The organism is Hymenobacter artigasi, assembly GCF_012275535.1.
In the GTDB taxonomy this organism is placed as follows: Bacteria; Bacteroidota; Bacteroidia; order Cytophagales; family Hymenobacteraceae; genus Hymenobacter; species Hymenobacter artigasi.
In genome coordinates this window covers 598605-623761 of sequence record NZ_JAAVTK010000001.1, presented here as the reverse complement: position 1 = coordinate 623761, position 25157 = coordinate 598605, and the positions used below count along the sequence as shown (strand labels likewise).

Annotated in this window: 24 protein-coding genes; 12 read left to right on the top strand and 12 right to left on the bottom strand. The window is 61.3% G+C overall.

Annotated features, from left to right (window positions below; all coding sequences use genetic code 11):
• Positions 1-1413: an ATP-binding protein gene (locus HBN54_RS02475; protein WP_168671547.1), complete on the bottom strand. Its 1413-nt coding sequence runs from the start codon at positions 1411-1413 to the stop codon at positions 1-3.
• A gap of 174 nt (positions 1414-1587) precedes the next feature.
• Between HBN54_RS02475 and radA the strand changes: the two genes are divergently transcribed.
• From radA to HBN54_RS02460, 3 genes are all read left to right on the top strand, one after another.
• The gene (gene radA / locus HBN54_RS02470; protein WP_168671546.1) at positions 1588-2985 is read left to right on the top strand and encodes a DNA repair protein RadA; all 1398 of its coding nucleotides are present in this window, start codon (positions 1588-1590) and stop codon (positions 2983-2985) included.
• Positions 2986-3225: 240 nt separating this feature from the next.
• On the top strand, positions 3226-4842 hold the full coding sequence (locus HBN54_RS02465) for a TlpA family protein disulfide reductase (RefSeq protein ID WP_168671545.1): 1617 nt from the start codon (positions 3226-3228) through the stop codon (positions 4840-4842).
• Positions 4843-4966: 124 nt separating this feature from the next.
• Positions 4967-5986: an SPASM domain-containing protein gene (locus HBN54_RS02460; RefSeq protein WP_168671544.1), complete on the top strand. Its 1020-nt coding sequence runs from the start codon at positions 4967-4969 to the stop codon at positions 5984-5986.
• 91 nt (positions 5987-6077) lie between these two features.
• Here HBN54_RS02460 and HBN54_RS02455 read toward each other — a convergent pair whose 3' ends face one another.
• The 6 genes from HBN54_RS02455 to HBN54_RS02430 all read right to left on the bottom strand — a co-directional run bounded on the left by HBN54_RS02455 (position 6078) and on the right by HBN54_RS02430 (position 10866).
• Complete coding sequence (locus HBN54_RS02455; RefSeq protein WP_168671543.1) at positions 6078-6419, bottom strand: hypothetical protein; 342 nt, start codon at positions 6417-6419, stop codon at positions 6078-6080.
• 147 nt (positions 6420-6566) lie between these two features.
• On the bottom strand, positions 6567-6779 hold the full coding sequence (locus tag HBN54_RS02450; protein WP_168671542.1) for a hypothetical protein: 213 nt from the start codon (positions 6777-6779) through the stop codon (positions 6567-6569).
• A 153-nt stretch (positions 6780-6932) separates the two neighbouring features.
• Positions 6933-7736 (bottom strand): inositol monophosphatase family protein, encoded by an 804-nt coding sequence (locus HBN54_RS02445; protein ID WP_168671541.1) that lies wholly within the window; start codon positions 7734-7736, stop codon positions 6933-6935.
• 212 nt (positions 7737-7948) lie between these two features.
• Complete coding sequence (gene lnt, locus HBN54_RS02440; protein WP_168671540.1) at positions 7949-9679, bottom strand: apolipoprotein N-acyltransferase; 1731 nt, start codon at positions 9677-9679, stop codon at positions 7949-7951.
• Entirely contained in the window at positions 9657-10427 is a 771-nt protein-coding gene (gene rsmI / locus HBN54_RS02435) for a 16S rRNA (cytidine(1402)-2'-O)-methyltransferase (protein WP_168671539.1), read from the bottom strand. The genes lnt and rsmI overlap by 23 nt, the downstream gene beginning before the upstream one ends.
• A 190-nt stretch (positions 10428-10617) precedes the next feature.
• A complete protein-coding gene (locus HBN54_RS02430; RefSeq protein ID WP_168671538.1) occupies positions 10618-10866 on the bottom strand; it encodes a 4a-hydroxytetrahydrobiopterin dehydratase in 249 nt (82 codons plus the stop codon).
• A gap of 120 nt (positions 10867-10986) precedes the next feature.
• Between HBN54_RS02430 and HBN54_RS02425 the strand changes: the two genes are divergently transcribed.
• From HBN54_RS02425 to HBN54_RS02415, 3 genes are all read left to right on the top strand, one after another.
• Positions 10987-11490 carry a hypothetical protein gene (locus HBN54_RS02425; protein WP_168671537.1) on the top strand — a complete coding sequence of 168 codons (504 nt, stop codon included), beginning with the start codon at positions 10987-10989 and terminating at the stop codon, positions 11488-11490.
• 50 nt (positions 11491-11540) lie between these two features.
• Entirely contained in the window at positions 11541-11759 is a 219-nt protein-coding gene (locus HBN54_RS02420) for a hypothetical protein (RefSeq protein WP_168671536.1), read from the top strand.
• Between the two features lie 103 nt (positions 11760-11862).
• Positions 11863-12561 carry a metallophosphoesterase family protein gene (locus tag HBN54_RS02415; protein WP_168671535.1) on the top strand — a complete coding sequence of 233 codons (699 nt, stop codon included), beginning with the start codon at positions 11863-11865 and terminating at the stop codon, positions 12559-12561.
• 42 nt (positions 12562-12603) lie between these two features.
• Here the strand turns inward: HBN54_RS02415 and HBN54_RS02410 are convergent, their stop codons facing one another.
• Positions 12604-13398, bottom strand: a complete 795-nt coding sequence (locus HBN54_RS02410) for an anti-sigma factor (RefSeq protein WP_168671534.1) — start codon at positions 13396-13398, stop codon at positions 12604-12606.
• A 161-nt stretch (positions 13399-13559) separates the two neighbouring features.
• Positions 13560-14081, bottom strand: a complete 522-nt coding sequence (locus tag HBN54_RS02405) for an RNA polymerase sigma factor (RefSeq protein ID WP_168671533.1) — start codon at positions 14079-14081, stop codon at positions 13560-13562.
• A gap of 230 nt (positions 14082-14311) precedes the next feature.
• Here HBN54_RS02405 and HBN54_RS02400 point away from each other — a divergent pair, with 230 nt between their 5' ends.
• The 3 genes from HBN54_RS02400 (at position 14312) to HBN54_RS02390 (ending at position 18858) form a co-directional block, all read left to right on the top strand.
• Complete coding sequence (locus HBN54_RS02400; protein ID WP_168671532.1) at positions 14312-15604, top strand: serine hydroxymethyltransferase; 1293 nt, start codon at positions 14312-14314, stop codon at positions 15602-15604.
• Between the two features lie 173 nt (positions 15605-15777).
• Positions 15778-16656: a twin-arginine translocase subunit TatC gene (gene tatC / locus HBN54_RS02395; protein ID WP_317170157.1), complete on the top strand. Its 879-nt coding sequence runs from the start codon at positions 15778-15780 to the stop codon at positions 16654-16656.
• 261 nt (positions 16657-16917) lie between these two features.
• Entirely contained in the window at positions 16918-18858 is a 1941-nt protein-coding gene (locus tag HBN54_RS02390) for an ATP-binding protein (protein WP_168671531.1), read from the top strand.
• A 103-nt stretch (positions 18859-18961) separates the two neighbouring features.
• Here HBN54_RS02390 and HBN54_RS02385 read toward each other — a convergent pair whose 3' ends face one another.
• Positions 18962-21013, bottom strand: a complete 2052-nt coding sequence (locus tag HBN54_RS02385; protein ID WP_168671530.1) for a M13 family metallopeptidase — start codon at positions 21011-21013, stop codon at positions 18962-18964.
• Between the two features lie 187 nt (positions 21014-21200).
• Between HBN54_RS02385 and HBN54_RS02380 the strand changes: the two genes are divergently transcribed.
• Positions 21201-21818 (top strand): hypothetical protein, encoded by a 618-nt coding sequence (locus tag HBN54_RS02380; protein ID WP_168671529.1) that lies wholly within the window; start codon positions 21201-21203, stop codon positions 21816-21818.
• A 322-nt stretch (positions 21819-22140) separates the two neighbouring features.
• On the top strand, positions 22141-24174 hold the full coding sequence (locus HBN54_RS02375) for a tetratricopeptide repeat-containing sensor histidine kinase (protein ID WP_168671528.1): 2034 nt from the start codon (positions 22141-22143) through the stop codon (positions 24172-24174).
• A gap of 49 nt (positions 24175-24223) precedes the next feature.
• Here the strand turns inward: HBN54_RS02375 and HBN54_RS23175 are convergent, their stop codons facing one another.
• Positions 24224-24406, bottom strand: coding sequence for a hypothetical protein (locus HBN54_RS23175; RefSeq protein ID WP_210427906.1), 183 nt, complete (start codon positions 24404-24406; stop codon positions 24224-24226).
• Positions 24379-24603: an aldehyde dehydrogenase family protein gene (locus HBN54_RS23170; RefSeq protein WP_210427905.1), complete on the bottom strand. Its 225-nt coding sequence runs from the start codon at positions 24601-24603 to the stop codon at positions 24379-24381. The genes HBN54_RS23175 and HBN54_RS23170 overlap by 28 nt, the downstream gene beginning before the upstream one ends.
• 109 nt (positions 24604-24712) lie before the next feature.
• On the opposite strand from HBN54_RS23170, the gene HBN54_RS02365 reads away from it, so the two are divergent.
• Positions 24713-25141, top strand: a complete 429-nt coding sequence (locus tag HBN54_RS02365) for a hypothetical protein (RefSeq protein WP_168671527.1) — start codon at positions 24713-24715, stop codon at positions 25139-25141.
• Positions 25142-25157 lie beyond the last annotated feature (16 nt).

Here is a 25157-nt window from a genome sequence, read left to right as displayed (position 1 = left end):
TTATGCTACAAGCTCACCTGTTACGGGCAGCCAGGCGCAGAATTCGGTGTGGCCAGGTACCGACTGAACCTCCAGCCGCCCATCGTGCTGCCGGATAATTTGCTGCGCAATATCGAGGCCGAGCCCCGAGCCGTCGCCAGCCTGCTTAGTGGTGAAAAAAGGCTCGAAGATGTGCGGCAGCACATCGGCCGGAATGCCGGTGCCGTTGTCAATCAAAAATACGCGCACAAAGCTGCCTTCCAACTCGGTGCGCAGCGTGATTTCGCCGCCCTGCGCGGGCAGTGCATCAATGGCATTATCAAGCAGGTTGGTCCACACCTGGTTGAGGCTGCTCACCTGCCCGCGAATAGCAGGAAGGCCGGCCGCATAATCGCGGACAACCCGCACGTTCTTTTGCCGCAGCTGGAAGCCGAGCATATTGAGGGTGCTTTCCAAGCCAATCGTTACGTCAATGGGTTCGAAGATGCCGGCGCGGTCCATGTGCGAGTACGTTTTCACATCGGCCACCAGCTTGCTGATGCGGCCGCCGGCCTCCTGCACGTCGCGCACCAGCTGCATAGTGGTGAGTTGGCCTTCGAGCCAGGCAAAAGCCGCCGGGCGGGCGGCGGGCGGCAGCAGCCCGGCCACGGTGGCCAGAGCGGCGGGCAGTAGGCCGGCTTCGAGCAGGGCCGGGGCGAGGTGGTAGCCGTTGGGCACGCTGTGGGTGGCGAGCCAGTCGGCCAGCTCGTCTTCGCGGTCGGCACGGGCCAGGGCGCTTTGTGGGGGCTGGGCTTCGCTGCTGGGTACGGCTAAGGCGGTGAGGGCCAGCATGGCGGCGGGCGAGGGGCAGTGGCTCACCAGCTCTACAAACAGGGCGGGCTTGGCCCCCACGCGGTTGGCCAGGGCCTGGGCGGCGCGGGCAATGGCAGCGGCGGGGTTGTTCAGCTCGTGGGCCAGGCCGGCCGAGAGCTTGCCCAGGGCGCGCAGCTTGTCGTCGCGCTCCTGGCCGCGCACCTGGTCGCGGCTGCGGTCGTTCATAATGCCCACGAGGCGCTGCACCAGCTCGGGGCTGACTTGCTCCAGGGCCGGAAAATGGTCGCGATGTAATAGGTAGAGCACGGTTTCGCCGGTGGCGGTGCCCTGGTTTTTTACTTCGCGCAGCCGGGAATAAGGCAGCACGCCCGATACCTGGCCGGCGCCGACGCGGAACACTGGCGTGGCCGGCCCGCCCTGCCCGGCGTAGAACTGGATGCCGCCGCGCACCACGGCCATCATAAAGTCGGCAGCCGCGCCTGCTTCGATAATGACTTCATTGGGTGCGTAGCGGTTGGCCTCGCCGTGGGCCAGCAGCCACGTCAGCGTGTCGGGCGCCAGGCCGGCGAAGGCGATGATGGGGGCGAAGTCGGCGGCGGTGAGGACGAGCGGTTCAGGCATGGCAAAGCAACCCCGCGAAGGGAAGAAGGTTGAGTGGACGTAGGCCGGGGCTGGCCGTACCTTGCACGGGCAATTGTAGACGGATAGCCGCCTGTAATGCTTCGTTAGCAGGCAACTTTTTTGCTGCCGTCGGCCTTATAAATAGTCACTCAATTTAGCAAAAAACACCCTTTCATGGCCAAAGCCAGAACCGTCTATTTCTGCCAATCCTGCGGCGCGCAGTCATCGAAATGGATAGGCCGCTGCCCCGTGTGTGGCGAGTGGAATACTTACGTTGAAGAAGTTATCCAGAAGGAAACCGTGGCCACCACCACCGGTCAGTGGAAGCCCGCCAGCACCGTGCCCGGCGGCAACACCAAGAAAGCTGCCAAGTCCGTCCCCCTCAACAGCATTCTGGCCGAAGACGAGCCCCGCATCATCACGCCCGACGGCGAGCTGAACCGTGTGCTCGGCGGTGGCATCGTGCCGGGCTCCATTATCCTCATCGGCGGCGAGCCGGGCATTGGCAAGAGTACACTCATGCTGCAAATTGCCCTCAGCCTGCGCCAGATGAAGGTGCTGTATGTGAGCGGTGAAGAAAGCGAAGCCCAGATAAAAATGCGCGCCGAGCGCATGGCCGACGGCCAGCACCCCGGCTGCTACATCCTGACGGAGACAAACACCCAGAACATCTTCCGGCAGATTGACCAGGTGCAGCCCAACATCCTCGTCATCGACTCCATCCAGACCATGCACTCCACGCTGGTGGAGAGTGGCGCGGGCAGCGTGAGCCAGGTGCGCGAGTGCACTGCCGAATTCCTGAAATTTGCCAAGGAAACCAGCACGCCGGTCATGCTCATCGGCCACATTACGAAGGATGGCAGCATTGCCGGCCCCAAAATTCTGGAGCATATGGTAGACACCGTGCTGCAGTTTGAGGGCGACCGGCACATGAGCTACCGCATCCTGCGCACCACCAAAAACCGCTTCGGCAGCACCTCGGAACTTGGTATTTACGAGATGCAGGGCGACGGCCTGCGCCAGGTGAGCAACCCCAGCGAAATCTTGCTCTCGCAGCGCGGCGAAAGCCTGAGCGGCATGGCCATCGGGGCTACGCTGGAAGGCAACCGCCCGCTGCTGGTGGAGGTGCAGGCCCTGGTGTCGCCCACGTCCTACGGCACCCCGCAGCGCAGCAGCACCGGCTTCGACGCCAAGCGCCTGCAAATGCTGCTGGCCGTGCTCGAAAAGCGCGCCGGCCTGCGCCTGGGCCAGCACGACGTATTCCTTAACATCGCCGGTGGCCTCCGCCTCGACGACCCCGCCCTGGACATGGCCGTGTGCGCCGCCGTGGTTTCCTCGCTCAACGATGTGCCCATTCCCGGCCACGTGTGCCTGGCCGCCGAAGTGGGCCTGAGCGGCGAAATCCGGGCCGTGTCGCGCCTCGACCAGCGCCTGGCCGAAGCCGAAAAACTGGGTTTTCAGGAAATGTATGTCTCCCGATTTAATGGCAAGGGATTGGACTTAGCCAGGTTTGGCTTGAAAGTGCACGCGGTGAGCCGGCTCGACGAAGTGCTGGACGGATTATTCGGTTAAGGAAAACCTGCTTGATTATCAGGCATCAGCCGCAAGGGTTTGCGGCTGGTGGAAGCCGAAGTGCTGGGCAAGCCGTGAAAAGCCGGAATTTTGATTTGGATTTTATAAACCAAAAAGCCTTATCTTCGGAGTACTGATAGGCTTTTACCGCGAATGGCCTGGTAAACTCCGTTGGTTCTATCCATTGTCTAGGTAGCTGCTGAGGTTGTTAATAACTGCTCGGGGCTGGTTTTTATTGTCATGATATCATCTTTCGTCACTTGTACGCGCCGGCTGGTCGGAGCAGTTCTGGTTCTGGTCCCGTTGCTGGGCCACACCCAGGGCCGGACCACCACGGTAGTGGGTGCTGCCGCCAAAGCGGTTCCGGCTGCGGCTGCTGCCTCGGCGGGCATGGCCACCCTCACCGGGCGGGTGAGTGGTCCTACCACTGACTCTGTTGCGATTTCGCTGCGCGAAAACCCGCTTGACCCCAAGGAAAAGCTGTTTCGGGTGCCGCTCAGCGACAAGGGCGATTTTAAGTTGGTGGTGCCCGTGAGCGGTGCCACCAAGGCCGACCTGGTGTATGGCGACGACGTGGCCCCGCTCTTTCTGGACCCCGGCACCGACATGGACGTGCGCTTTAAGGGCAGCGACATGTCGGGCACGCTGAAATTTAAGCCCAATGACGTGCCCTCTGGCTTCGCCACCAAGCTTCGCAACCGCGCCAACCTGACCGACGAGCAGCGCCATCGCCAACAAGCCGCCAACGCCAACAACTACCTGGTGGAAGCCGATGCCCAGTTTGTGGAAAATGATGGTTTTCAGGTGCTGCCTGATAATATTCAGCTCTACGAAGCGCCGTTTCTGTCCTTCCTGGAGTACCGCCGCAAGCACGAATACGAGTTTCTGGAAGACCACGCGGCCAAGCAGTCATTCACGCAGGAGTTTTATAACTATGCCCATGCCGAAGTGGTGTATGCCTACGCCAATGATAAGCTGACCTTTCAGGACCTGCGCGAGCAGGTGGTGAACACCGAGGGCCGCCTGAAAATGGCTCCCGACTACTACAACTTTCTGCGTGAGCCCGGCCTGCTCAACGAGCCCAACGCCGTGCAGAGCGAGCTGTACCACGAGTTCCTGCTCAACTACGTGCACTTCACCGTGAGCCAGGACCACCACCAGCGCTCCGACCCCGACTTTTACCCGGCTTGCTACGCGCTGGCCAGCAAGAAGCTCACCGGTCCGTCGCGGGCGGTTATACTGGGCCGCGTGCTGCAGGAGTCGTTCCGTTTTGGGCACGTGAAGCAGTCGGCGGCCATGCTGGCCGATTTCCGCAACTACGACCCCAAAAATCAGTTCTATCCCACGCTGCAGGCCGATTTTAATCAGCACAAGGACTTCGCCATCGGCGCCCCGGCCCCCGATTTCAAGCTGCCCACCGCCAACGGCGACACCGTGCACCTGCACGACTTCGCCGGCAAGCTGGTGTACCTCAACTTCTGGAAAAGCACCAACGGCCTGTGTCTGCGTGACCTGGCCTACGCCCAGGAGCTGATGCGCAAGTTTGAAGGCAAGAACATCACCTTCATCAACATTGCCTTGGACGAGAACGAGCAGGCCTGGCGCTCGCTCGTGACCGTGAAAAAGCTGCCCGGCGTGCAGGTACGCATTCCTGGCGGCGGGCTGCGCTCGGCCGTGGCCCGGGAGTATGCCTTGCAGGAAGTGCCTACCTACATGCTGGTAGGCGAGGATGGTACCTTCCTCAATACCAAGCCCAAGCGCCTGAGCAGCCGCGCCGCCGTGGACGAAATCAACCAGTCGTTTGGCAAGGCCAGCACCTACACCAGCGCTATCGATTTTCCGGCCACCAAGAAATAAGCGTTCGACTGAATGCAACCGAAGTAGCGCGAACTTTGTAGTTCGCGTCCCCGCGCCACTGAAACCCCTTATGGCGCGGGGACGCGAACTACAAAGTTCGCGCTACTGCTTTTAGCCCCTTTCTATGTCCGTGCTCACCGATAGCCTCAATGTATTGTCCAAAGCCACCCCGTTGCGGGTCTGGAACGCGACGCAGATTGTGGGCTCCTACATCCTGAGCAAGATTACCGGCAAGGCCCGCCTGCGCGGCCTGCCCATGGCGCTCAGCTTCGAGCCCACTACCAGTTGCAACCTGCGCTGCCCGGAATGTCCCAGCGGTCTGCGCTCGTTCACGCGGCCCACGGGGATGCTGCCGGCCGATTTGTTCAAGCGCACGATTGATGAAGTGGCCAGCCGGCTGTGGTACCTGATTTTCTACTTTCAGGGCGAGCCCTACCTGCACCCGCAGTTCCTGGAGCTGGTGAAGTACGCGGCGGATAAGGGCATTTACACCGCCACCAGCACCAACGCCCACTACCTGAACGACCAGAACGCCCGCAAAACGGTGGAAAGCGGCCTCGACCGTCTCATCATCTCCCTCGATGGCACCACGCAGGAAGTGTACCAGCAATACCGCGTAGGCGGCAAGCTGGAAAAGGTATTGGAGGGCACCCGCAATATCGTGAAGTGGCGTAAGGAGCTGAAATCGAGCACTCCCCGTATCATTTTTCAGTTCCTGGTAGTGCGGCCCAACGAGCACCAGATTGACGATGCCCGGCAACTGGCCGACGCGATGGGCGTAGACGACGTGTGGTTCAAAACCGCCCAGATTTACGACCACGCGCAGGGCTCGCCGCTCATCCCCACCATCGACTACTACTCGCGCTACCAGAACAACGGCAACGGCAACTGGAGCCTGAAAAACAAGCTGGTAGACCACTGCTGGAAAATGTGGCATTCCTGCGTCATCACTTGGGATGGCCTGGTCGTGCCCTGCTGCTTCGACAAAGACGCCGAATACCGCCAAGGCGACCTCAAAACCGAAACCTTCCGCCAGCTCTGGCGCGGCCCCAAGTACCAGCAGTTTCGCGGCAGCCTCCTCAAAGGCCGCGACCAGATTGAGATGTGCCGCAACTGCTCGGAAGGCACCAAGGTGTGGGGGTAAGGTTGAGGCTAATTATAAATTTTGAATTATAAATTATAAATTCACCGAATGGTTATTTATAATTTATAATTCAAAATTTATAATTAGCCCCCTATTTGTCCTTCTTCGTCAGGTCTTTGCCGAGGTCTTCGACCTGCTTGAGGAAGTCGTCGGTGTCGGAGTCGGCGTAGGTGCCGTAGGCGTTTGAGATGGTGCCCTTTGTGCCGTCGTGGGCCTCAATGGCGTAGAGGACGGACATGTCGTCGGGGTTGCTTTCGCCCTCGAAGCGGTAGAAATCCACGATGGTTACTTCATCAGCAGCGTAGCTCTTTTTTGAGTCGCTGCCAATGGTATGCAGGCGGCCATCCATGACGTTGAAATCCTGGGTGAAACCGTCCTTGTTCAGTTTGTTCTCAACGTTGACAAGCGACCGTTCTTCTTCTTTGTCCTGCATGGCGATGGGGTGTTTGGGTAAGGATGATGCGGTGCGGGGGGGGGCGCGCAAAAGCCGTTCCCGCCCCGGCTATACGCAGCCGGGGCGGGAACGGGTTATCCCAAAGCCATAGAAAAATGCAGAAGTGCTATGTATCAGCGCCTCGCGCTATTTGGCTGCCGCGCGCGCCTCAATGGTGCGCTGCAGGCTATCGATATCCAATTGCCCGCAGGCCCCGCCGCAACCCTTGGCGCAGCCGGCCGCCGTTTTGCTGAAAAACGCCCGGTAGAAAATGCGCCCGACGTAAAACGCCGCCGCGATGAACAGCACGCCAATCAGCAGGTACTGAATTTCGACGGAGGTGATGGCAAGCAGGAGCATATTGGGTAAACTGCTGAGGAAAAGGAATAGTTTACATTCAGTTCGTCATGTCGAGCGCAGCCGAGACATCTCGCGTGCAATAGTAAATCAGTCGATGAAACGAAGTGAGCGAGATGTCTCGGCTGCGCTCGACATGACGGGTAGGCCGGCTTTTTACTGCCAGAACTCACCGATGGCGGCCTGCATCTCGGCGTGAATGAGCCCATTGCTGGCCACCAGCTCACGGCCGAACAGCGGGTCGCCATCGGTCAGAAACTGGGTGACGTGGCCGCCCGCCTCGCGCACCAGCAGAATGCCGGCTGCCACATCATAGGAGTTCAGGTTGAACTCGAAGAAGCCTTCGCAGCGGCCGGCGGCCACGTAGGCCAGGTCGGCAGCGGCCGAGCCTAGGCGGCGCACGCCGTGGCTGCGGGTGAAAAACGAGCCGAGGATTTTCAGGAAATCATCCATCTTGCCGAAATCCTTGTAGGGAAAGCCGGTGGCGATAAGAGAGTTGTTTAATTCGGCTACGTCGGTGACGTGGATGGGCTGGTCGTTGCAGAATGCGCCGCCGCCACGCACCGCCCGGAAGCTCTCGTCGCGGCCCACCTCGTGCACCACGCCCACCACCAGCTCCCGGTGCTGCACCAGCGCCACGCTGATGCAGTACACCGGCAGGCCGTGCACGAAATTGGTGGTGCCGTCGAGCGGGTCAATTATCCAGATAAATTCCTCGGTGTGGGCGTCGGGGCCGGTGGTGCCTTCTTCGGTGATGAAGCCGGCTTCGGGCAGCAGCTGGCGCAGGCCGGCCACAAGGCGCCGCTCGGTTTCCTGGTCCACGTAGCTCACGAGGTCGTGCACGCCTTTGTGCTCAATCTTGGCGCGGTTAAACGTAGTGGCTTCCTCGCGGATGAACTCGGCCGTGGTGCGGCACAGGGCGGCGAGGTCGTGGGAGAGTTGGGTAAAATCGAGGGACATTGAAAGCGTCGTAGAAGGAAAAACTCCCCTCCTTTTTTAAGGAGGGGATGTGAGCGCCGAAGAGGCGCGAACGGGGGTGGTGAAGGCGTTGGACGAAGTGAGAACGAACGGCTGGCTGGCTAGGACTTTAATCGATTTTTAGCAAATGCAACTAAGTGTTAATCAGTTGCCGCTCAACGCCGCAACCACCCCCATTCGCGCCTCTTCGGCGCTCACATCCCCTCCTTGAAAAGGAGGGAAGCTTTTTTCTTTCTCGTCCAGCCTACCACAATGGCAAATACCAGCAGCAGCACCGCCAGCCCCTGCGCGCCCCGCCCAATCAGCTCCCCAAAGCGCACATAAAACGTCACTTCATCATTGAGGTGCACGGTGGCGCGGCTGGCGGTGGCAATCCAGGCCGGCTCGCGCTGGGTGATTTCGCCCCGCTGGTTGATGAAGCCCGTGAAGCCGGTGTTGGCCGCCCGGGCCAGGTCGCGGCGCGTTTCGATGCAGCGCAGCTGGCCGTAGCTCAGTAGCTGGCGGTAGCCGGGCGAGTCGTGCCACCAGGCATCGTTGGTGACGAGGCCCAGCAGGGTGGCCCCGTTGGCCATGTACTCGCCGATAAAGTCGCCGTAGATGGATTCGTAGCAGATGACCGGGGCCACGCGCAGGGCCGGCGCATTGGTCGGGGCCGGATACACGGTGCGCTCGGACTGGCTGCCCACGCTGCCCACGGTGCCGCCCAGGTCGATGTGCGCGATGAGCGAGGCCAGCACGGGCGGAATCTTCTCCACGCCGGGCACGAGGCGCGACTTGTGGTAGAAGACCACCGGCGCGGTGGCACTGGCGAAGTACGCGCCGGTGTTGAAAAAGTCGTAGTAGCCGAGGTCGTCGCGGTAGCGGGCGGTTTCGCTGGCTGCCTCCTTGCTTGGGTAGGAGCTGAGCGTGGTGATGCCCGTGAGCAGGGCCACGCCGGGGTGCCGCCCCAGCCACTCGCGCACGCGGCGGATTTTGGGGTTGCTTTCGATGGCGTTTTCCCAGTAAGGCTCCTCCAGTGCCGTTTCGGGCCAGAGCACGAGGCGCGTGGCGGGCGTGAGGTGCTGCTCGGAAAGAGCCAGCAGGCGCGTGAGCTGCTCATCGTAGGGAATAAACTTGGGGCCGCCCTCGAACTTTTCCACATAGGGGTCGAAGTTGGGCTGCACCACTACGACTTCGGCCGTGGGGCCTTTTTCCTGGTACTTGCTGCTCATCAGGTAAGACAGCGCGAGGGGTAGCAGGATGAAAAAGAGGGGCGTATTGAACGATGGCTGCCACTCAAAAGCTGACTTTCGCCCGGTTTCGATGCTGGTTGCTTCAGCCGCCCCGGTAGCTACGGGCTGGAATGCCAGCCCCGGCAAGTGCTTAAGCAGAGCCTGGAAAAACAGCAGATTCACCACCCACACCCACACCGAGCCGCCCAGGAAACCGGTGTACTCGTACCACTGCACCCACTGCGGCGCGGCCGCGAAGCCATTGCCCAGCGTGAGCCAGGGCCAGGTGATGTCCCAATGCAAATGCAGCTGCTCGAACGCAATCCAGTAGATGGGCAGCGACAGGTAGCCCCAGCGGTTGCCCAGCCGCTTCTTGGTCTGACGGAAGGCCATGAGCGGCAGGCACATGAGCAGCGCATTGAGCACTACGGCGGCAATGCCGGCGGGCAGGTCGGCGTAGCTCACCCACCAGGTAGTGAGGGCGTTCCAGCTCACCAGTAGGAGGTAGGTGCTGGCAAACACGCGGCCCTTGCGGGCCCCGGTGAGGGTGAGCTGCCGCTCCATCAACAAATACGGCACCCAGCCGATGAACAGCAGCGGCACCAGCCAGGCCGTGGGCCACGGGGCCCAGCCACCGCTTAGCAGCAAAGCGCCCAGCACGGCCAGCAACAGCGGCTGTTGCAGCAGGGGGCTAGTCTTCGTAGGCGGTGTCATCGTCGTCGTCGTCGGCAGCGCGGCGGTATCGGTCTTCGCGGCCGGGGCGGGGCTCGCGGGGGGGCGGGATGAGGTTTCCTTCGACGACAACGACAATTTCTCCTTTAATGGCGGGCCGGGCCGCGAAGTCAGCCTCCAGGCTGGCCAGCGTGCCGGTCACGGTTTCTTCAAATAATTTAGTCAATTCGCGGCTGACGGAGGCCGGCCGCGTCGGGCCCAGTACCTCGGCCAACTGGCCCAGGGTTTTCACAATGCGGTGCGGCGACTCATAAAAAATCATGGTCCGGGTTTCTGAGGCCAGCTGTTGCAGGCGCGTCTGCCGGCCCTTTTTTACCGGCAAAAACCCTTCGAACGTAAACCGCTCGGCCCCAAAGCCCGACTTGAGCAGCGCCGGCACAAAAGCCGTGGCGCCCGGCAGGCACTCCACGCCCAGGCCCCGCGCCAGGCACTCGCGCACCAACAGAAACCCGGGGTCGGAGATTCCCGGCGTGCCGGCATCGGAAATCAGGGCCATTATTTCGCCCTTCTCCAGGCGCTCCAGCAGGCGTGGCACCTGCTGGTGCTCGTTGTGCAGGTGGTAGGAGAGGAGGGGCTTTTTGATGCCCAGGTGCTGCATGAGGCGGCCGCTGGTGCGGGTGTCCTCGCAGAGCACGGTGCCCACTTCCCCCAGAATGCGGATGGCCCGCAGGGTAATATCTTCCAGATTGCCAATAGGCGTGGGCACGAGGTACAGAACCGTGTTGGGCATAGCGACAAAGGTAGAGTAGGTTGAACATCAAACTCCCCTCCTTACCAAGGAGGGGATGCCAGCGCGTAGCGCTGGCTGGGGTGGTTGTGGCGTTGCGCAATATGTGTCCGATTCGTTCTGCTTTCGTCCAACGCCACCTTTTCATTGGCGCGAAAACATCCCCTCCTTGGTAAGGAGGGGAGTCGGTTGCTTATTGCACCTCATACCGCGCCGCCACCGCATCAATCGCCGCCGCCAGCCGGTGGTCGCGGGCCGTCACGGCATTGCCCGCGTCGTGGGTGCGGAGGCGGAATTCAACCACGTTGTACTCGTTGCTGAACCACGGGTGGTGGTCGAGGCGCTCGGCCTCGGCGGCTACTTCGGTGAGGAAGGCGAAGGCCGTTTTAAAGTCACTGAACCGGAAGCTGCGGCGGAGGCTATTGTCGACGTTATTCCACATGATTTATGCTATATTTAAGAAATGAGTAAGGAGGTATGAGCAGGGCGGTAGACAACCCAAATGCTTAAACCAAAGTACACCTTTCCTATACGCACTATCACGCAATCACTTTCAATTCTCATGGCCATCGACCCCAATAACCGCCCCATTCGCGTCATCAACGACGATACGACCAACGAAGAAATGGAGGCCGGCCATCACATTCCCAACGCCGACCCGCCCAAGAACGAGGCGGCCCGCGGTGGTTTCGGCAACCGCGACGGTAAGGAAGGCTTCGGTTCTGATACCTCTGGCGGCTCGACGGCCGTGGGCGTGAACGAAAATGCCGACGACATGGCCCCGCCCCGCGACAACATGCGCTCGGAGGACGAAGGCCGCCCCGACCGCCCCAACCAGGACATGCCCGCCCTCGACGACTACACCGATACCATTGTGCCCAGCGGCCGCCCCATCGATGAGCTCGATGCGCACGACCACCGCCCCGGCGTTGATGAAATGCTGAACCCCAACTCCCGCGTGGGCATGGGCCAGATGGAGCCAAAGCCCATCAAGCCCATCACCGGCACCGATACCAACGCCGAGCTCAACGACCCTAATGCCGCCGATACTGCTATCAGTCAATAGGTTGAGGTAGGAGTGTCCGGCTATCTTTTCACTATTTTTTCCCTCCAATCATGTCCAATACGAAATCCAACCAGCAATCCAGCGAAAACAAGGGTGCCCCCACCCAGTCCGAGCAGCCCAAGGGTGTCGGCGGCCTGCCCGTATCGGACATGGATGAGGAAACCCGCAAGCGCCTGGAACAGGAAGCCCTCGATGCTGGCATCCAGGACCCTAACCGTAACCTCGACAAACCCGAGCTGGACAAGCCGGCCTACGGCGGCGGCCACTAAATGCCGCTAAAGCCGGGCCATTGGTCCGGTCATAGAGAACGTGTCGAATTAAAAAGCACGTCATGCGGTGCATGGCGTGCTTTTCTTGTTGTAATTGCCTGCCATGAGCCGCTACGCTACTACCGACCTGCACGGCTGCCTGCATACCTTCCGCCACTTGGTTGAAGTAGAGCTCAAGCTCAACCGGAAAGACGAGCTTTACCTGCTGGGCGACTACGTGAACAAAGGCCCCGACAGCCGCGGCGTGCTCGACTACCTGATGTATCTGCAAGCGGCTGGCTACCAGGTGCACTGCCTGCGCGGCAACCACGACCAGGCCCTGCTCGACGCCGCCCGCCACCGCTGGCGCTGGGACTGGCTGGGGCCGCGCGGCCGCCTGCCCACGCTGCGCAGCTTCGGCGTGTCGCGCCTCTCCGACATTCCCGCGCCCTACCTCGACTGGCTGGCCAGCTTGCCTTATGAGATTGAGCTCCCCGATTTCATGCTCGTGCACGCCGGCTACAATTTCGCCCTGCCCCCCGCCGAAATGCGCCAGGACTACCCGACCATGATGAACACCAAGAGCTACGTGTACGACCCCGGGCGGCTGGGCGGCCGCCGCCTGCTGCACGGCCACGTGCCCACGCCCACCGCCCAGGTGCGCGCCAAAGCCGCCACCCACCCCGGCGCGCTGGGCCTCGACACCGGCTGCGTGTACCGCCACAACCCCGAGTTGGCCCACCTCGCCGCCCTCAACCTCGATACCTGGAAGCTGACCCTGGTGCCCAACTGCGAGCCCGCCTACACCATCGGCAAGCGGTAGCGGCACAGCATCTTCATCATTCCGGGCAGGAGTTAAACTACGCTATTGCCCGTCGAGCACGCCGGCCGATACTACCCGCCGGGCCGAGGCGCGGTAGGGGCTGAGCGAGTCGGCGGCCACGGCACGGAGGGTGAGCAGGGCAGGGGCCAGCTCCTGGGCCTGCCAGTAGGCCATGCCGAGGTGGTAGCGGGCGCGGCGGGCCAGGGCACTGGTCGCGTTGTCGTCGCTCACGCGGCGCAGGTAGAGCTGGGCGGCGTTGCCCTGGCCCTGGCGCAGCAGCATCAGGCCGCGCAGGTAGAGCAGGGTATCGGCGCCCACGTTGGTGGCGCTCACACGGCCCAGCGAGTGCAGGGCAGCCGGGTAGTGGCCCGACTGGTACTGGTCGAGAGCTTCGGCCAGCAGGGGGCGGGTGTGCAGCAGGCCGGTGGTTACGGCGGGGCCGGGGTCGGGCTGGTAGTAAGCTTCCCAGTTGCGGGTGGGTCGGGCCTGGGTGGGGCGAGCCAGGTACCAGGCCGCTACGCCGGCGGCCAGCAGCAGCACCGCGCCCAGGGTTCCCCACACGGCCCCACGGCGCTGACGGCGCTTGGTGAGGTGCTGGGCGCGGGCCAGGGCGGTGCCGCGCTCGTTCATGCGGTCGTCGAGGGCTTGCAGGCGCAGGCGCAGGGTGTCGTGCCCGGCCGCCCAGCGCAGGTCGGCGGTCAGCTGCTCGTAGGCGGCGTGGGCATCGGCCAGGGCCTCGTCCTGCTCCAGCCGCAGCTCGAAGGCATCCTGCTCGGCCGGGCTCATCTGGCCATCGGCGAAGCGTTCGAGCTCATCGAAGTAAGGGCGGAGGTCCATGGGCACAGGGCGAAGGGTAGTTTGATAAAGAGCCGTCATGCAGCGCGCAGCGAAGCATCTTTACCGCAATAGTAATTCAATCAAAAGGATTAGTTGCGCGGTAAAGATGCTTCGCTGCGCGCTGCATGACCGTTCTTTTTATTAACGTAGCGTTCCACCCTTCACACCACCTCGCCCGTTATCGGCTCATAGCCGCCGCGCACCAGGTCGTAGAGCTTGCGCAGGCAGGTGCTTTTTTGGCGGCGGGCCACGGTGGCGTTGGGGAAGCCCATTTTGCCGCCCATCTTCTCGAAGTGGTAGCCCCGAAAATAAAAGTAGGTGAGCACCTGCTGGCAGTCGGTGCTGAGCTGGCTGAACTGGGCCAGCAGGCGCTGGCGGCGGCTGGCCTCGGCGGCGGGCAGGGGCTGGTGGGCGGGCACCTGGGCCGCGATGCGCTCCTGGGCCATGCCGTAGAGGTAGGCGCGCAGGTCCTCGGGCATGCGGGTGATGCGGCCGTCGGCTACGTGGTCGTAGAAATCGAGCAAGGTGTCCTGCAGCAGGCCGTGGGCCTTGTCGGCGGGCAGCTGGTGCTTGCGCTGCGCCCAGCGGGCAAACAGGTGCCGGCTGCGCTGGTAAAAGTCAACCAGCGATTTTTGATTGCCAACGCGCAGCTGGGTAAGGGTTTCGGCAAGGGGCGTGGACATAGCAGAAAGTAAAGGCCGTAGCAAGTAACGACGGAAATAGGGAATGGGGGCGGGGTTGGAGGGAGAGCCAGGAAAATCGTCTGTCATCCTGAGCGGAGCGAAGGACCTTATCACTGCCGAACGGTTTGCCGTAATCCAATCTGCTGCGAACGTGATAGGGTCCTTCGCTCCGCTCAGGATGACAGACAGACGGACGGACCTTATTCCTATCCCCTATTACCTTTACGCCCATGCAAACAGCCGCCCCCGCCCGCCTCCTCGATACCGCCGTTTTCGACCTCATCGCGCAGGAGAAAACCCGCCAGACCCACGGCCTAGAACTCATCGCCTCCGAAAACTATGTTTCGGAACAAGTGATGGCCGCCCAGGGCTCCGTGCTCACCAACAAGTACGCCGAGGGCCTGCCCGGCAAGCGCTACTACGGCGGCTGCGAAATCGTGGACCAGGTAGAGCAATTGGCCATCGACCGCGTGAAAGAACTCTTCGGCGTGCAGTGGGCCAACGTGCAGCCCCACTCCGGGGCCCAGGCCAACGCGGCCGTGATGCTGGCCTGCCTGAACCCCGGCGATAAAATCCTGGGCTTCGACCTGAGCCACGGCGGCCACCTCACCCACGGCTCGGCCGTGAACTTCTCGGGCAAGCTCTACCAGCCCAGCTTTTATGGCGTGGAGCGCGAAACCGGCCTCATCGACTGGAGCAAAATCAAGGACATTGCCCGCCGTGAGCGCCCCAAGATGATTATCTGCGGGGCCTCGGCCTACTCCCGCGACTGGAACTACGCCGCCTTGCGCGAAGCCGCCGACGAAGTGGGTGCCTTGCTGCTGGCCGACATTTCTCACCCTTCGGCCCTCATCGCCACGGGTTTGCTGAACTCGCCCTTCGAGCACTGCCACATCGTGACCACCACCACGCACAAAACCCTGCGCGGCCCGCGTGGCGGCCTCATCATGCTGGGCAAGGATTTCGATAACCCCTTCGGCCTGAAAACCCCGAAGGGCGAAATTCGCCAGATGTCGGCTCTGCTCGACTCGGGCGTATTTCCCGGCACCCAGGGCGGGCCGCTGGAGCATGTCATCGCCGCCAAGGCCGTGGCCTTTGGTGAGGCGCTGACGGATGATTTTAAAACCTACACCCAGCAGGTGGCGCGCAACGCGCAGGCGCTGGCCAAGGGCTTCGTGGGCCTGGGCTACGATATTATCTCGGGTGGCACCGACAACCACCTCATGCTGATTGACCTGCGCTCGAAGGGCATCAGCGGTAAGCTGGCTGAGAATACCCTGGTGCGGGCCGACATCACCATCAACAAAAACATGGTGCCCTTCGACGATAAGTCGCCGTTTGTGACCAGCGGCATCCGCATTGGCTCGGCGGCCGTAACTACCCGGGGCCTGGGCGAAACCGATATGCACCGCATCGTGGAGCTGATTGACGAAACCCTGATGAACCACGACAATGATACCCGCATCGGGCAGGTGCGCCAGCAGGTGAATGCCTGGTTGCAGGACTACCCGCTGTTTGCGTAAGTTTTTACGTATGTAGAGCTGAATAGTCAGGACGTCATGTCGAGCGCAGCCGAGACATCTCGCGTGTAGCAGTAATCCAAAGCTGTTGCAACGAAGCGAGCGAGATGTCTCGGCTGCGCTCGACATGACGTTCTGGTTTCCTCTCTCCAAAATTTAATCCCCTATTACCCTCCGTGCAACCTCAACCGCAACAACCAAAACCGCTGGGCGAACAGCACGAAATGTCCTTCATCGACCACCTGGAGGCGTTGCGCTGGCACATCATCCGGGCAGCTATTTCGGTGGTAGTGTTCGCGACCGGCGCGTTTTTCGCCAAAGACTTCCTGTTTCACGACCTGATTCTGGGCCCCTCGCGGCCCGATTTCTGGACCTACCGAATGTTCTGCAAGTTCGGCGAGTGGGTGCACGCGCCGGATTTGTGCATCGATAAAATCGGCTTCGTGATTCAGAACCGCGAGATGAGCGGGCAGCTCACCATGCACATCAGCACGTCGTTTATCGTGGGTATTCTGCTAGCGTTTCCGTATTTATTCTGGGAAATCTGGCGCTTCGTGAAGCCCGGCCTCTACCCGCACGAGCGGCAGAACTCGCAGGGAGCCGTGTTTTTCGTGTCCATCCTGTTCATTATGGGCCTGATGTTCGGCTACTACATTGCCGCGCCGCTCAGCATCAACTTCCTGGCCGGCTACGTGGTCGATGCCAGCATTGAGAACCAGATTGACATGCAAAGCTACCTGAGCACGCTTACCACCATGAGCGTGTCGTGCGCTTTCGTGTTTGAGCTGCCCATGATTGTGTTCTTCCTGGCCAAGGCCGGCATCGTTTCGCCCGAAATCATGCAGACGTACCGCAAGCACGCCATTGTGGTCATCCTCATCATCGCGGCCATCATCACGCCGCCCGATATTTCGGCCCAGATTATCGTCACCATCCCCATCATGCTGCTCTACGAGCTCAGCATTCACATTGCCCGCGTGGTGCGACGCGGCGACGCCGCCCGCCTCAATGCCAAGTTGGCCCGGCAGGCCGAACGCGACGCCGCCCAGCAATAAAAGGCGGCTGAACCGGCCTGGTGGGCCGGTTCGGCCGGTTTGGTTCGGTGTGGGAGGGCGTATATGAGAATTGTATCATCATGCCCTGAATCTGGTTTTGGTGATGGCCGGCACTTGCCTTAATCGGGTAAAATCAGGATTTATTCTGCATTTATACTATTTTTTGACGGGTTTTAGTTTCAGAATGGGAATTTGCGACGTTTTAAAAATAGCATTAAAGCGTGAAGGTTAACCGGGCTTTGCTTATCTTTGGCTAGCACTATGCAGCCATCTATGATGCGGCCCGGTTTTTTGCTGAAATGGCTGATAGCCCTGGGGCTGCTGGTGCCGTTGGTGCCCGCCGGGGCATCCGTGCCGGTCAATCCCGAGGTGCTACGCCAGCGGCTGGCCACCCGCCTGCCCGATACCACCCGGCTGCGCCTGCTCACGGCCCTGTGCTACCGGCTGCACGACGAGCAGCCCGCCCGCGCCCTGCCCTACGGCGAAGCGGCCGTGGCCCTGGCCCGCACCCTGCCCGCCGATGAGCAAGCCCCCGGCCTGCTACATAGCCTGTTGAGCCTGGCCAGCTGCTACGCCAACCTCTCCAACGGCCCGGAAACCCTGAACCTGCTGAGCGAAGCGCAGGAGCTGGCCCGCACCCAACGCGACACCGATGCACTGGTGCGTACCTATACCGCGCAGGGCAGCATCTACCACGAGCGCGGCGACTCTACCACGGCCTGGCGGCAGTACCAGCGGGCCCTGCAGATGTATAAGCGGCCGGGCGTCACGGCGCATACCCGCATGAAGCTGCTGGGTAACGTGGGCAGCCTGTTCTTCTACCGGCAGCGGGTGTCGCAGGCGCTGCATTACGATTCGCTGGCCCTGGCCCTGGCGCGCCGCCAAAGCGACTCCACCGCCGAGTCGACCTACCTCTCCAGCCTGGCTACCTACCAGATGCGGCTGGGCCGCCTGCCCCGGGTGAAACGGTTGCTCACGCAGGCGCTGGCCATCAGCCGCCGCCAGCACGCGGTGCGCAACCAGGCCGAGCAGCTGATTTTGTTCGCGATGTACTACATCCAGACCGACCAGCCTGACCGCGCCGATGCCGCCGTGCGCGAAGCCCTGAGCATCGCGCGCCAAAGCGGCTACCTGGAGCGGGTGCTCGATGCCTACAGCATTCTGGCCGCCGAAGCGGCGGAGTACGACCGTTACCGCGAAGCCTACGAGTGGAATAAGCGCTACGTGGACCTGAACGATACCCTGAACAACCGCCAGACCATGCAAACCCTGGCGGCCGCCCAGGTTAGCTACGAAACCCAGGAGCGGGCCCGTCGGCTGCGCCAGCTCACGGCCCAGCAGGCCGAGCAGGGCTGGCACAATCGCCTGCTGGGCGCGGCCGTGGCTGTTCTGGCTTTGGGCTTGCTGGTGGCCGTGTACCTGCACCGCAACCTGCGCCGCAGCCGCGCCGCCCTGGCCGCCAACAACCGCGCCCTGGAAAAAGCCTCGAAGGAACTGCGTGCCGTTGCCGTGTTCAAAGACAAGCTCTACGCCATTGTGGCCCACGACCTGCGCGGCCCGGTCACGGCCTTTGCCGGCGTCACCAGCCTCATTGATTCCTACATTGCCCAGAATGACCAGGCTGGCCTGGCCCGCCTGCCCGCCCTGGTGCGCCAGGCCTCCGACAGCCTCAACCACCTGCTCGACAACGTATTGAACTGGGCCGTGAGCCAGACCGGCGAGCTGGAGTGCCGCCCCACGCCCCTGCTGATAACCGACCTGTTTGCCGAGTGCCAGGCCCTGTACCAGACCACGGCGGCCGCCAGCTGGCAGCACATCACCATGGCTGCCCCGCCCAACCTGCGCCTGCTGGCCGACCGCAACATGACCCGCACCATTCTGCGCAACCTGGTGGGCAATGCGCTGAAATTCATGCCCGCCGGCGGCCACGTCCACCTCGAAGCCGCCGCCGACCCCGACGACCCCCGCATGGTCCTGCTCAGCTGCACCGATACCGGGCCGGGCATGAGCGCCGCCACTGTTTCATCGCTCATGAGCGGCCCGGCGCTGCCCGAGCCGTCGCCCATGCCCCAATCTACCGGCCTGGGTTTGGGCCTGGCCCTGTGCCGCGCCTTCGTGCACCGGCACGGCGGCACGCTGGTGATTCAGAGCCGCCCCGGCGCGGGCACCAACGTGACGGTGAGCCTGCCGGTGGCGCGGTAGTGGATTGGTGGAGTAATGGATTGGTGGGTTAGTGGATTTGCGCGGCTCAGTTCAAAATGACAATCCACCAACCCACTATTCCACCAATCCACTACTCCACCACTTACCAAATCATCACGCGCGTCGAATCGGGCCGGTAGAGTTTCTGGCCGGGCTTGATGCCGAAGGCTTCGTAGAAGGCCGGCACATCGGCCATGGGGCCGTTCACGCGGTATTGGGCGGGCGAGTGCACGTCGGTGAGCAGCTGCGAGGCCAGGCTTTCGTCGCGCACATGCATCTGCCAGCCCAGGGCGTAGCCCAGGAAGTAGCGCTGCGTAGGCGTGAGGCCGTTGATTTTCTTGCCCTCCTTGTACTGTTTCGTTTTCTTGAACGCATCGAGGCCGATGACGATGCCACCGAGGTCGGCAATGTTTTCGCCGGCCGTGGCCTTGCCATTGATGTGCAGCGAATCGAGCAGCGTATAGCCATTGAACTGTTTCACGATACCATTCACACGCTCGTTGAAGCGCTTGCGGTCATCCTTGCTCCACCACTCGTGCAGGTTGCCATGGGCGTCGTACTGGCTGCCCTCGTCGTCGAAGCCGTGGGTAAGCTCGTGGCCGATGGTGCTGGCCCCGGCATAGCCGTACACCAGTGCGTCGTCGGCGTCGGCGTCGAGCAGGCCGGGGATGGCGAAGGCGGCCGCCGGCAGCACAATCTCGTTGTTTGAGCCGTTGTAGTAAGCGTTGTAGGTCTGGGGCGTCATGCCCCACTCGGTGCGGTCCACGGGCTTGCCCAGCTTGTTCAACTCGTAGTTGTACTGCCACTGGTTGGCGTGCATTACGTTGGCGGCCAGTGAGCTGCGGTCAATGGTCAGGGCCGAGTAATCTTTCCACTTATCGGGGTAGCCCACTTTGGGGGTGATTTTGTGGAGCTTATCCAAGGCCACTACTTTGGTGGGCGCGCTCATCCAGTCTACTTTCTGAATGTGGTCGGCAAAGGCGGATACCACGTTTTTCACCAAGGTGTCGTAGCGGGCTTTGGCTTCGGGCTTGAAGTATTCTTTCACGAAAAGCTGCCCCAGCGCATCGCCCAGCGCATTCTCCTGCATGTCCAGCACGCGCTTCCAGCGCGGACGGATGGCCGTGGCCCCGCGCAGCACCGTGCCGTAGAAATGGAAGTTCTCATCCACAAACGGGCCGCTGAGCGTGGGCGCATACTCGTGGGCCACGTGCCAGGCGAGGTAAGCTTTCCAGTCGTCGAGCGGCTTGGTTTTCAGCAACTGCCCTACCGTTTGGTAAAACTCGGGCTGGCCCACGATGACGGTGTCCACGCTGGTGCCGCCCATCTGGCCGAGCCAGGTTTTCCAGTCGATGCCGGGCGTGAGCTTATCGAGCTGCGCAATGCTCATTTTGTGGTAGTTGGCATACGGGTCGCGCAGGGCTTCGAGCTTGCGCGAGGACTTGGCCAGCGTGGTTTCCAGGGCCATTACCTTGGCGGCATTGGCCTGGGCGGTAGTAGCATCCTGGCCCAGCAGCTTGAAGGTATTGGCAACGTGCTTCACGTACTCGGCGCGGATGTTTTTGGTGCGCGAGTCGGTGTTGAAGTAGTAGTCGCGGTTGGGCAGGCCCAGGCCTGCCTGACGCAGGTAGAGGGCCATTTTGTCGCTGTTCTTGTCGTCCTGGCCCACGCGCGGACCGATGAGCGCATTCACGCCCAGCGGTATTTCATGGCCGATAACGCCAGGTACTTCGGCTACCGTTTTCATGGCCGCGATGCGGTCCAGCTCCGGCTTGAGAGGCGTAGCGCCAAGCCGGTCGGCCTTCACCGAATCCATGCCCACGGCCCAGAAATCACCGATTTTCTGCGGATTGCTGCCGGGCGTGGCATTCTGGGCCCCGGCCGCTTCAATGCTGGTCTGGCGCAGGCGGGCGTACACCTCGTCCTGCACCTTTTTGCCGATGCCCATATTGCTCTCCGACGCCGGGATGGGGTTGTTCTTAATCCAGGTGCCGTTGGCGTAGGAGAAGAAATCGTCGCCGGGAGCCACGGTCGTGTCCAGAGCGGCGTGCAGGATGTCGGGTTTATCGGCAGTGGTGGCCGTTTTCAGGGAGTTGGAGGGGCAGCCCGTGACGGCCGCAGCCAGCAGGGGCAGGAGAAGCAGAGATTTTTTCATGCAGGGAACGGCAGGGCTTGATGATAAGACGAATAGTAGAATTTGGCAAAGATGCAGGCAACGACAATTGTCAATCTATAAAGGATGCTTGCGCGGGTAGATTCAGCAGGGTAATAATTTCAATTATTTTTTGATTTAAAACAATTCTAATATTGAATATTGATAAAATAATTTGCATATTTGATTTATGAAATATTACGCCCTCTTCGCCTGTCTGCTGTTCGCGCTGAGTGCGCCTAGTTGCCAAACGTCCAGCTTTGTAGTGAGAAGGGTCGCATCCACGGAGTATAGGTTTGCCAATGACGGTATCACTAAGGATAGTGCCCAGAAATATGCGGATGACCATGCTGTAAAACTGCCCCCACAGGTGTCTCCAACGGTGACTTTTCCAAACGCCCCGCTGATTTATTCTTTTTCAGAAGGCACGGGTACCGCTAAAAAGGAGGTGCGGTACAAAACAGATTCATCAGAGCCCCATAAACTTGTTTACTATGAAATCATAAATCCGGTAGCGGGGACGGACGATGCAAACCGGCAGTTATTGAATGGGGTTTATGAAAAATTGGCTAATTCAAACCTCGGCGTTATTATCGGTATTCAAGGCCCAATGCCGGATATCTATACCAATCAGCCCGATAAGACACACCCATTTCGAGCTATTGTAGACGCCAAAGTGCCTTTCCCCATTAGCATCGAAGGCCTTAAAAACCTCAATAACAAAGCAGCAGGCAGTAAAACCAAAAAAATCATTGAAAATGTAAACGGTGATTTTGGCCTGATTATTAACCCTCCTTATCCTCCATAAGGTAGGCTGAGCGGGACGGGGCTCCGGTTGCTGGCAGAACATTAGGCAAGTTTGGTCATGGTGTACTGAGCGGCTTTGGCAGTTTTAGGGCCGGTATTCCCGTGCCGCATACCGCAGCCTATCCTCAGGCGCTGATGCGTCACATCTCGCGCTTTCGTTTATGAAATGCTGGCTTTTCCTGCTTTTTGGACTTGGCTTACTGCCCTCCTCATCAAGGGCCCAACTGCGAACAACTGATAGCCTGCGAGCCATTCTGCAAACAAACCCCCGCCCCGACACCACCCGCGTGCGCCGGCTGCAAGCCCTCAGCCAAGCCTTATTCATGGACGACGCCGCCCAGTCCACTATCGTACTGGAGCAGGCCCTGGCCCTGAGCGGCCAGCTTCACGATTCGGTGGGCCTGGGCCAGGAGCTGCTGGGGCTGGGCACCCGCTACCGCCGCCGGGCCGACTACGGCCGCGCCCGGCAATACACGCAGGAGGCTCAGGCCCTGTTTGCCCGGCGGCGCGATATGGTGGGGCTGGCCAATACGTTTTTACAGTGGAGCCTGATTGAGAACGAGCAGGCTAACCCGGCGGCGGCGCTCCGGGCGGCGCTGCGGGGATTGACTTATGCTGAAAAGTCACACAATCTGAAGATAATCAACCGAACACGCGTAGCCATTGGCGGCGTGTATCTGCAGCTTGATAATTACCAGGATGCGCTATCGGTGCTGTTGCCCGTGTTCCGCAATGCTGCCGCGATGCGCGATGAGCATATGATAGCCTCGGCGCTGAATCTGGTGGGCAACTGCTACCGGAAGCTCAATAACCAGCCGCAGGCCCTGCGCTACCTGCGCCGCTCCGTGAAACTGAACCGCAAAACGGGCGATGTGTTAAATGCACTCAGCGACGAAATCAACCTGTCGGAGCTATACGCCGGGCAGGGCAAGCTGCAGCAGGCCCTGTACTATGCCAACTTAGCGCGGGCCGAGGCCAAAGCCACCAAAGACGTATACAACCTGCCACCCGCCGAGCTGGCTGTGGCCCGGGTGTACCTGTTGCAAGGTCGCACCGATAGCGCCGTGGCCCTGGCCAGGCATGCCTTCGCGCTAAGCCAGCAGTCGCGCAGCAACGAAAGCCTGCGCAACGGCAGCGACATTTTGGCCCAGGCCTACGCCCGGCAGGGCAACTTTGCTCAGGCCTACCAATATCAGCGGTTGTGGGTGGCGTACAAGGATTCGGTGGCGGGAGAAGAAACCCAGCGCAAAACCAGCGCCCTGCGCTACGGCTACGAGCTCGACCGCAAGCAGGACCAGATTACCCTGCTCACGCAAAGTCGCGAGCTACAGGCTCAGAAAGCCTTCCGGCAGCGCCAGGAGATGCACGCGCTGCTGGCCGGCCTGGCGGGCCTGCTGCTGCTGGCCGGCTTGCTGGCCCGCAATATTTTCCTAAAGCAGCGGGCCAACCGGGTGCTGAAGGAGAAAAACGAGCAGATTGCTCACCAGCGCGACCGCCTCGACCAGGCCCTCACCAAGCTGAAAGTAGCCCAGAGCCAGCTGGTGCAGAGCGAAAAAATGGTGGCCCTGGCTGCCCTCACGGCCGGCGTGGCCCACGAAATTCAGAACCCGCTCAACTTCGTCAACAACTTCTCGGAGGTGAGCCTGGAAATGCTCGCGGAGCTGCAGGAAGAGCGGCTGGAACCCATCCGCGACCCCGCGCTGGAAGCCTCGCTGCTGGATGATTTGAAACAGAATCTGCTCAAAATCAATCAGCACGGCGGCCGGGCCGCGGGCATTGTGCGCGGCATGCTGGAGCACGCCCACGCCGACCCCGGCCAGCGCCAGGCCGTGAACCTGAACGACCTGGCCCAGGACTACCTGCGCCTGGCCTACCACAGCCTGCAAAGCACGCATCGCGACTTTTCCGTGGCCAGTACCCTCGACCTGGACCCCGCCCTGGGCTCGCTGCACGTAGTGCCGCAGGAGCTGGGCCGGGTGCTCCTCAACCTGTTTACCAACGCCTTCTACGCCGTGCACCAGAAGGCCACGGTGCTGGGGCCGGCCTACACGCCCTCGGTGCGGGTGCGCACCCAGCGCGTGAGTGGCGGCGTAGAGCTGCACGTGCGCGACAACGGCACCGGCATCGCCCCGGTAGTGCTGGATAAGATTTTCGACCCTTTCTTCACCACCAAGCCACCCGGCGAAGGTACCGGCCTGGGCCTGTGGCTGAGCTACGACATCATCACCAATGGCTACAACGGCACACTCACGGCCCGTTCCGAGGAAGGCGCATTCACCGAATTTGTGTTGACCCTGCCGCAGGACCAGACCGTACCAACGGCGGCAACAGCGCTGGCCACGTCGGAAGGGGATTGAGGCCGCGCTGAAACGAAAAATGCCCTGCTGAATGCCGCCAAAGCAGCACTCAGCAGGGCGTTTTAATGAGCAGCTTTTGCAGAATAAAGCGCGTGCTCAAAAAGCTGCTTTCCTGGCCACCCACAATCTCATTGAGCAGGTGCTTAGGAGAAAGGGTCGGGGCCGCGTGGTACTGGGCGTTGAGGTTGACGCGGCTGACCTGGTTCACGAGTTGGTCGATGAGGTCGGCCACTTCCTGCGATTCGGAGCCGAAGATGCCCACCTGCTCTGCTGGCCGTGGTCGGAATTGATGAGGTACTGAATAGCCTCCTCCGTGTGGGCGCAGCGGGCCACCGGCACCACCGGGCCGAACGGCTCCTCACGCCACACTTTCATGCCGGCCTGCACCGGGTAGAGCAGGGCCGGAAATACCAGCGGACCATGGGGCACGAAAACCACGCACCGTTCGCGGTGTTTACCGCGTTATTTACGGGAGCTTCTGCGTAGCACGTAAGCCCTCGAAAACTGCCACATCCCGGCCAAAAACAAATTTTAATTTATGACGCTTCACCTGCTGCTGTTGCTCAATTTTGCCGTCGCGGCCTACCTCACCGGGCTTATCTGGACGGTGCAGGTGGTGCACTACCCCAGCTTCGGGCTGGTGCCAAAAGCGGCGTGGCCGGCCTTCCACGCGGCCCACACCCGCCGCATGAGCTACGTGGTGCTGGCCCCGATGGTGCTAGAATTGGGGCTGGCCATCTGGCTGGCCTGGGCCGGCCGCACCGCCCTGCCCGGCGGGGCCGGCTGGTGGAGTCTGGGGCTGGTGGGGCTGATTTGGGCCGCCACGTTCTTCATCTCAGTGCCCTTCCACAACCGCCTCGAACAGGGCTACGACTACGTGGCCATCGACGGCCTCACCCGCACCAACTGGCTGCGCACGCTGGCCTGGACGGTGCGTCTGGGGCTGCTGGGTTGGCTGCTGGCGTAATAAACGCATTAAACAA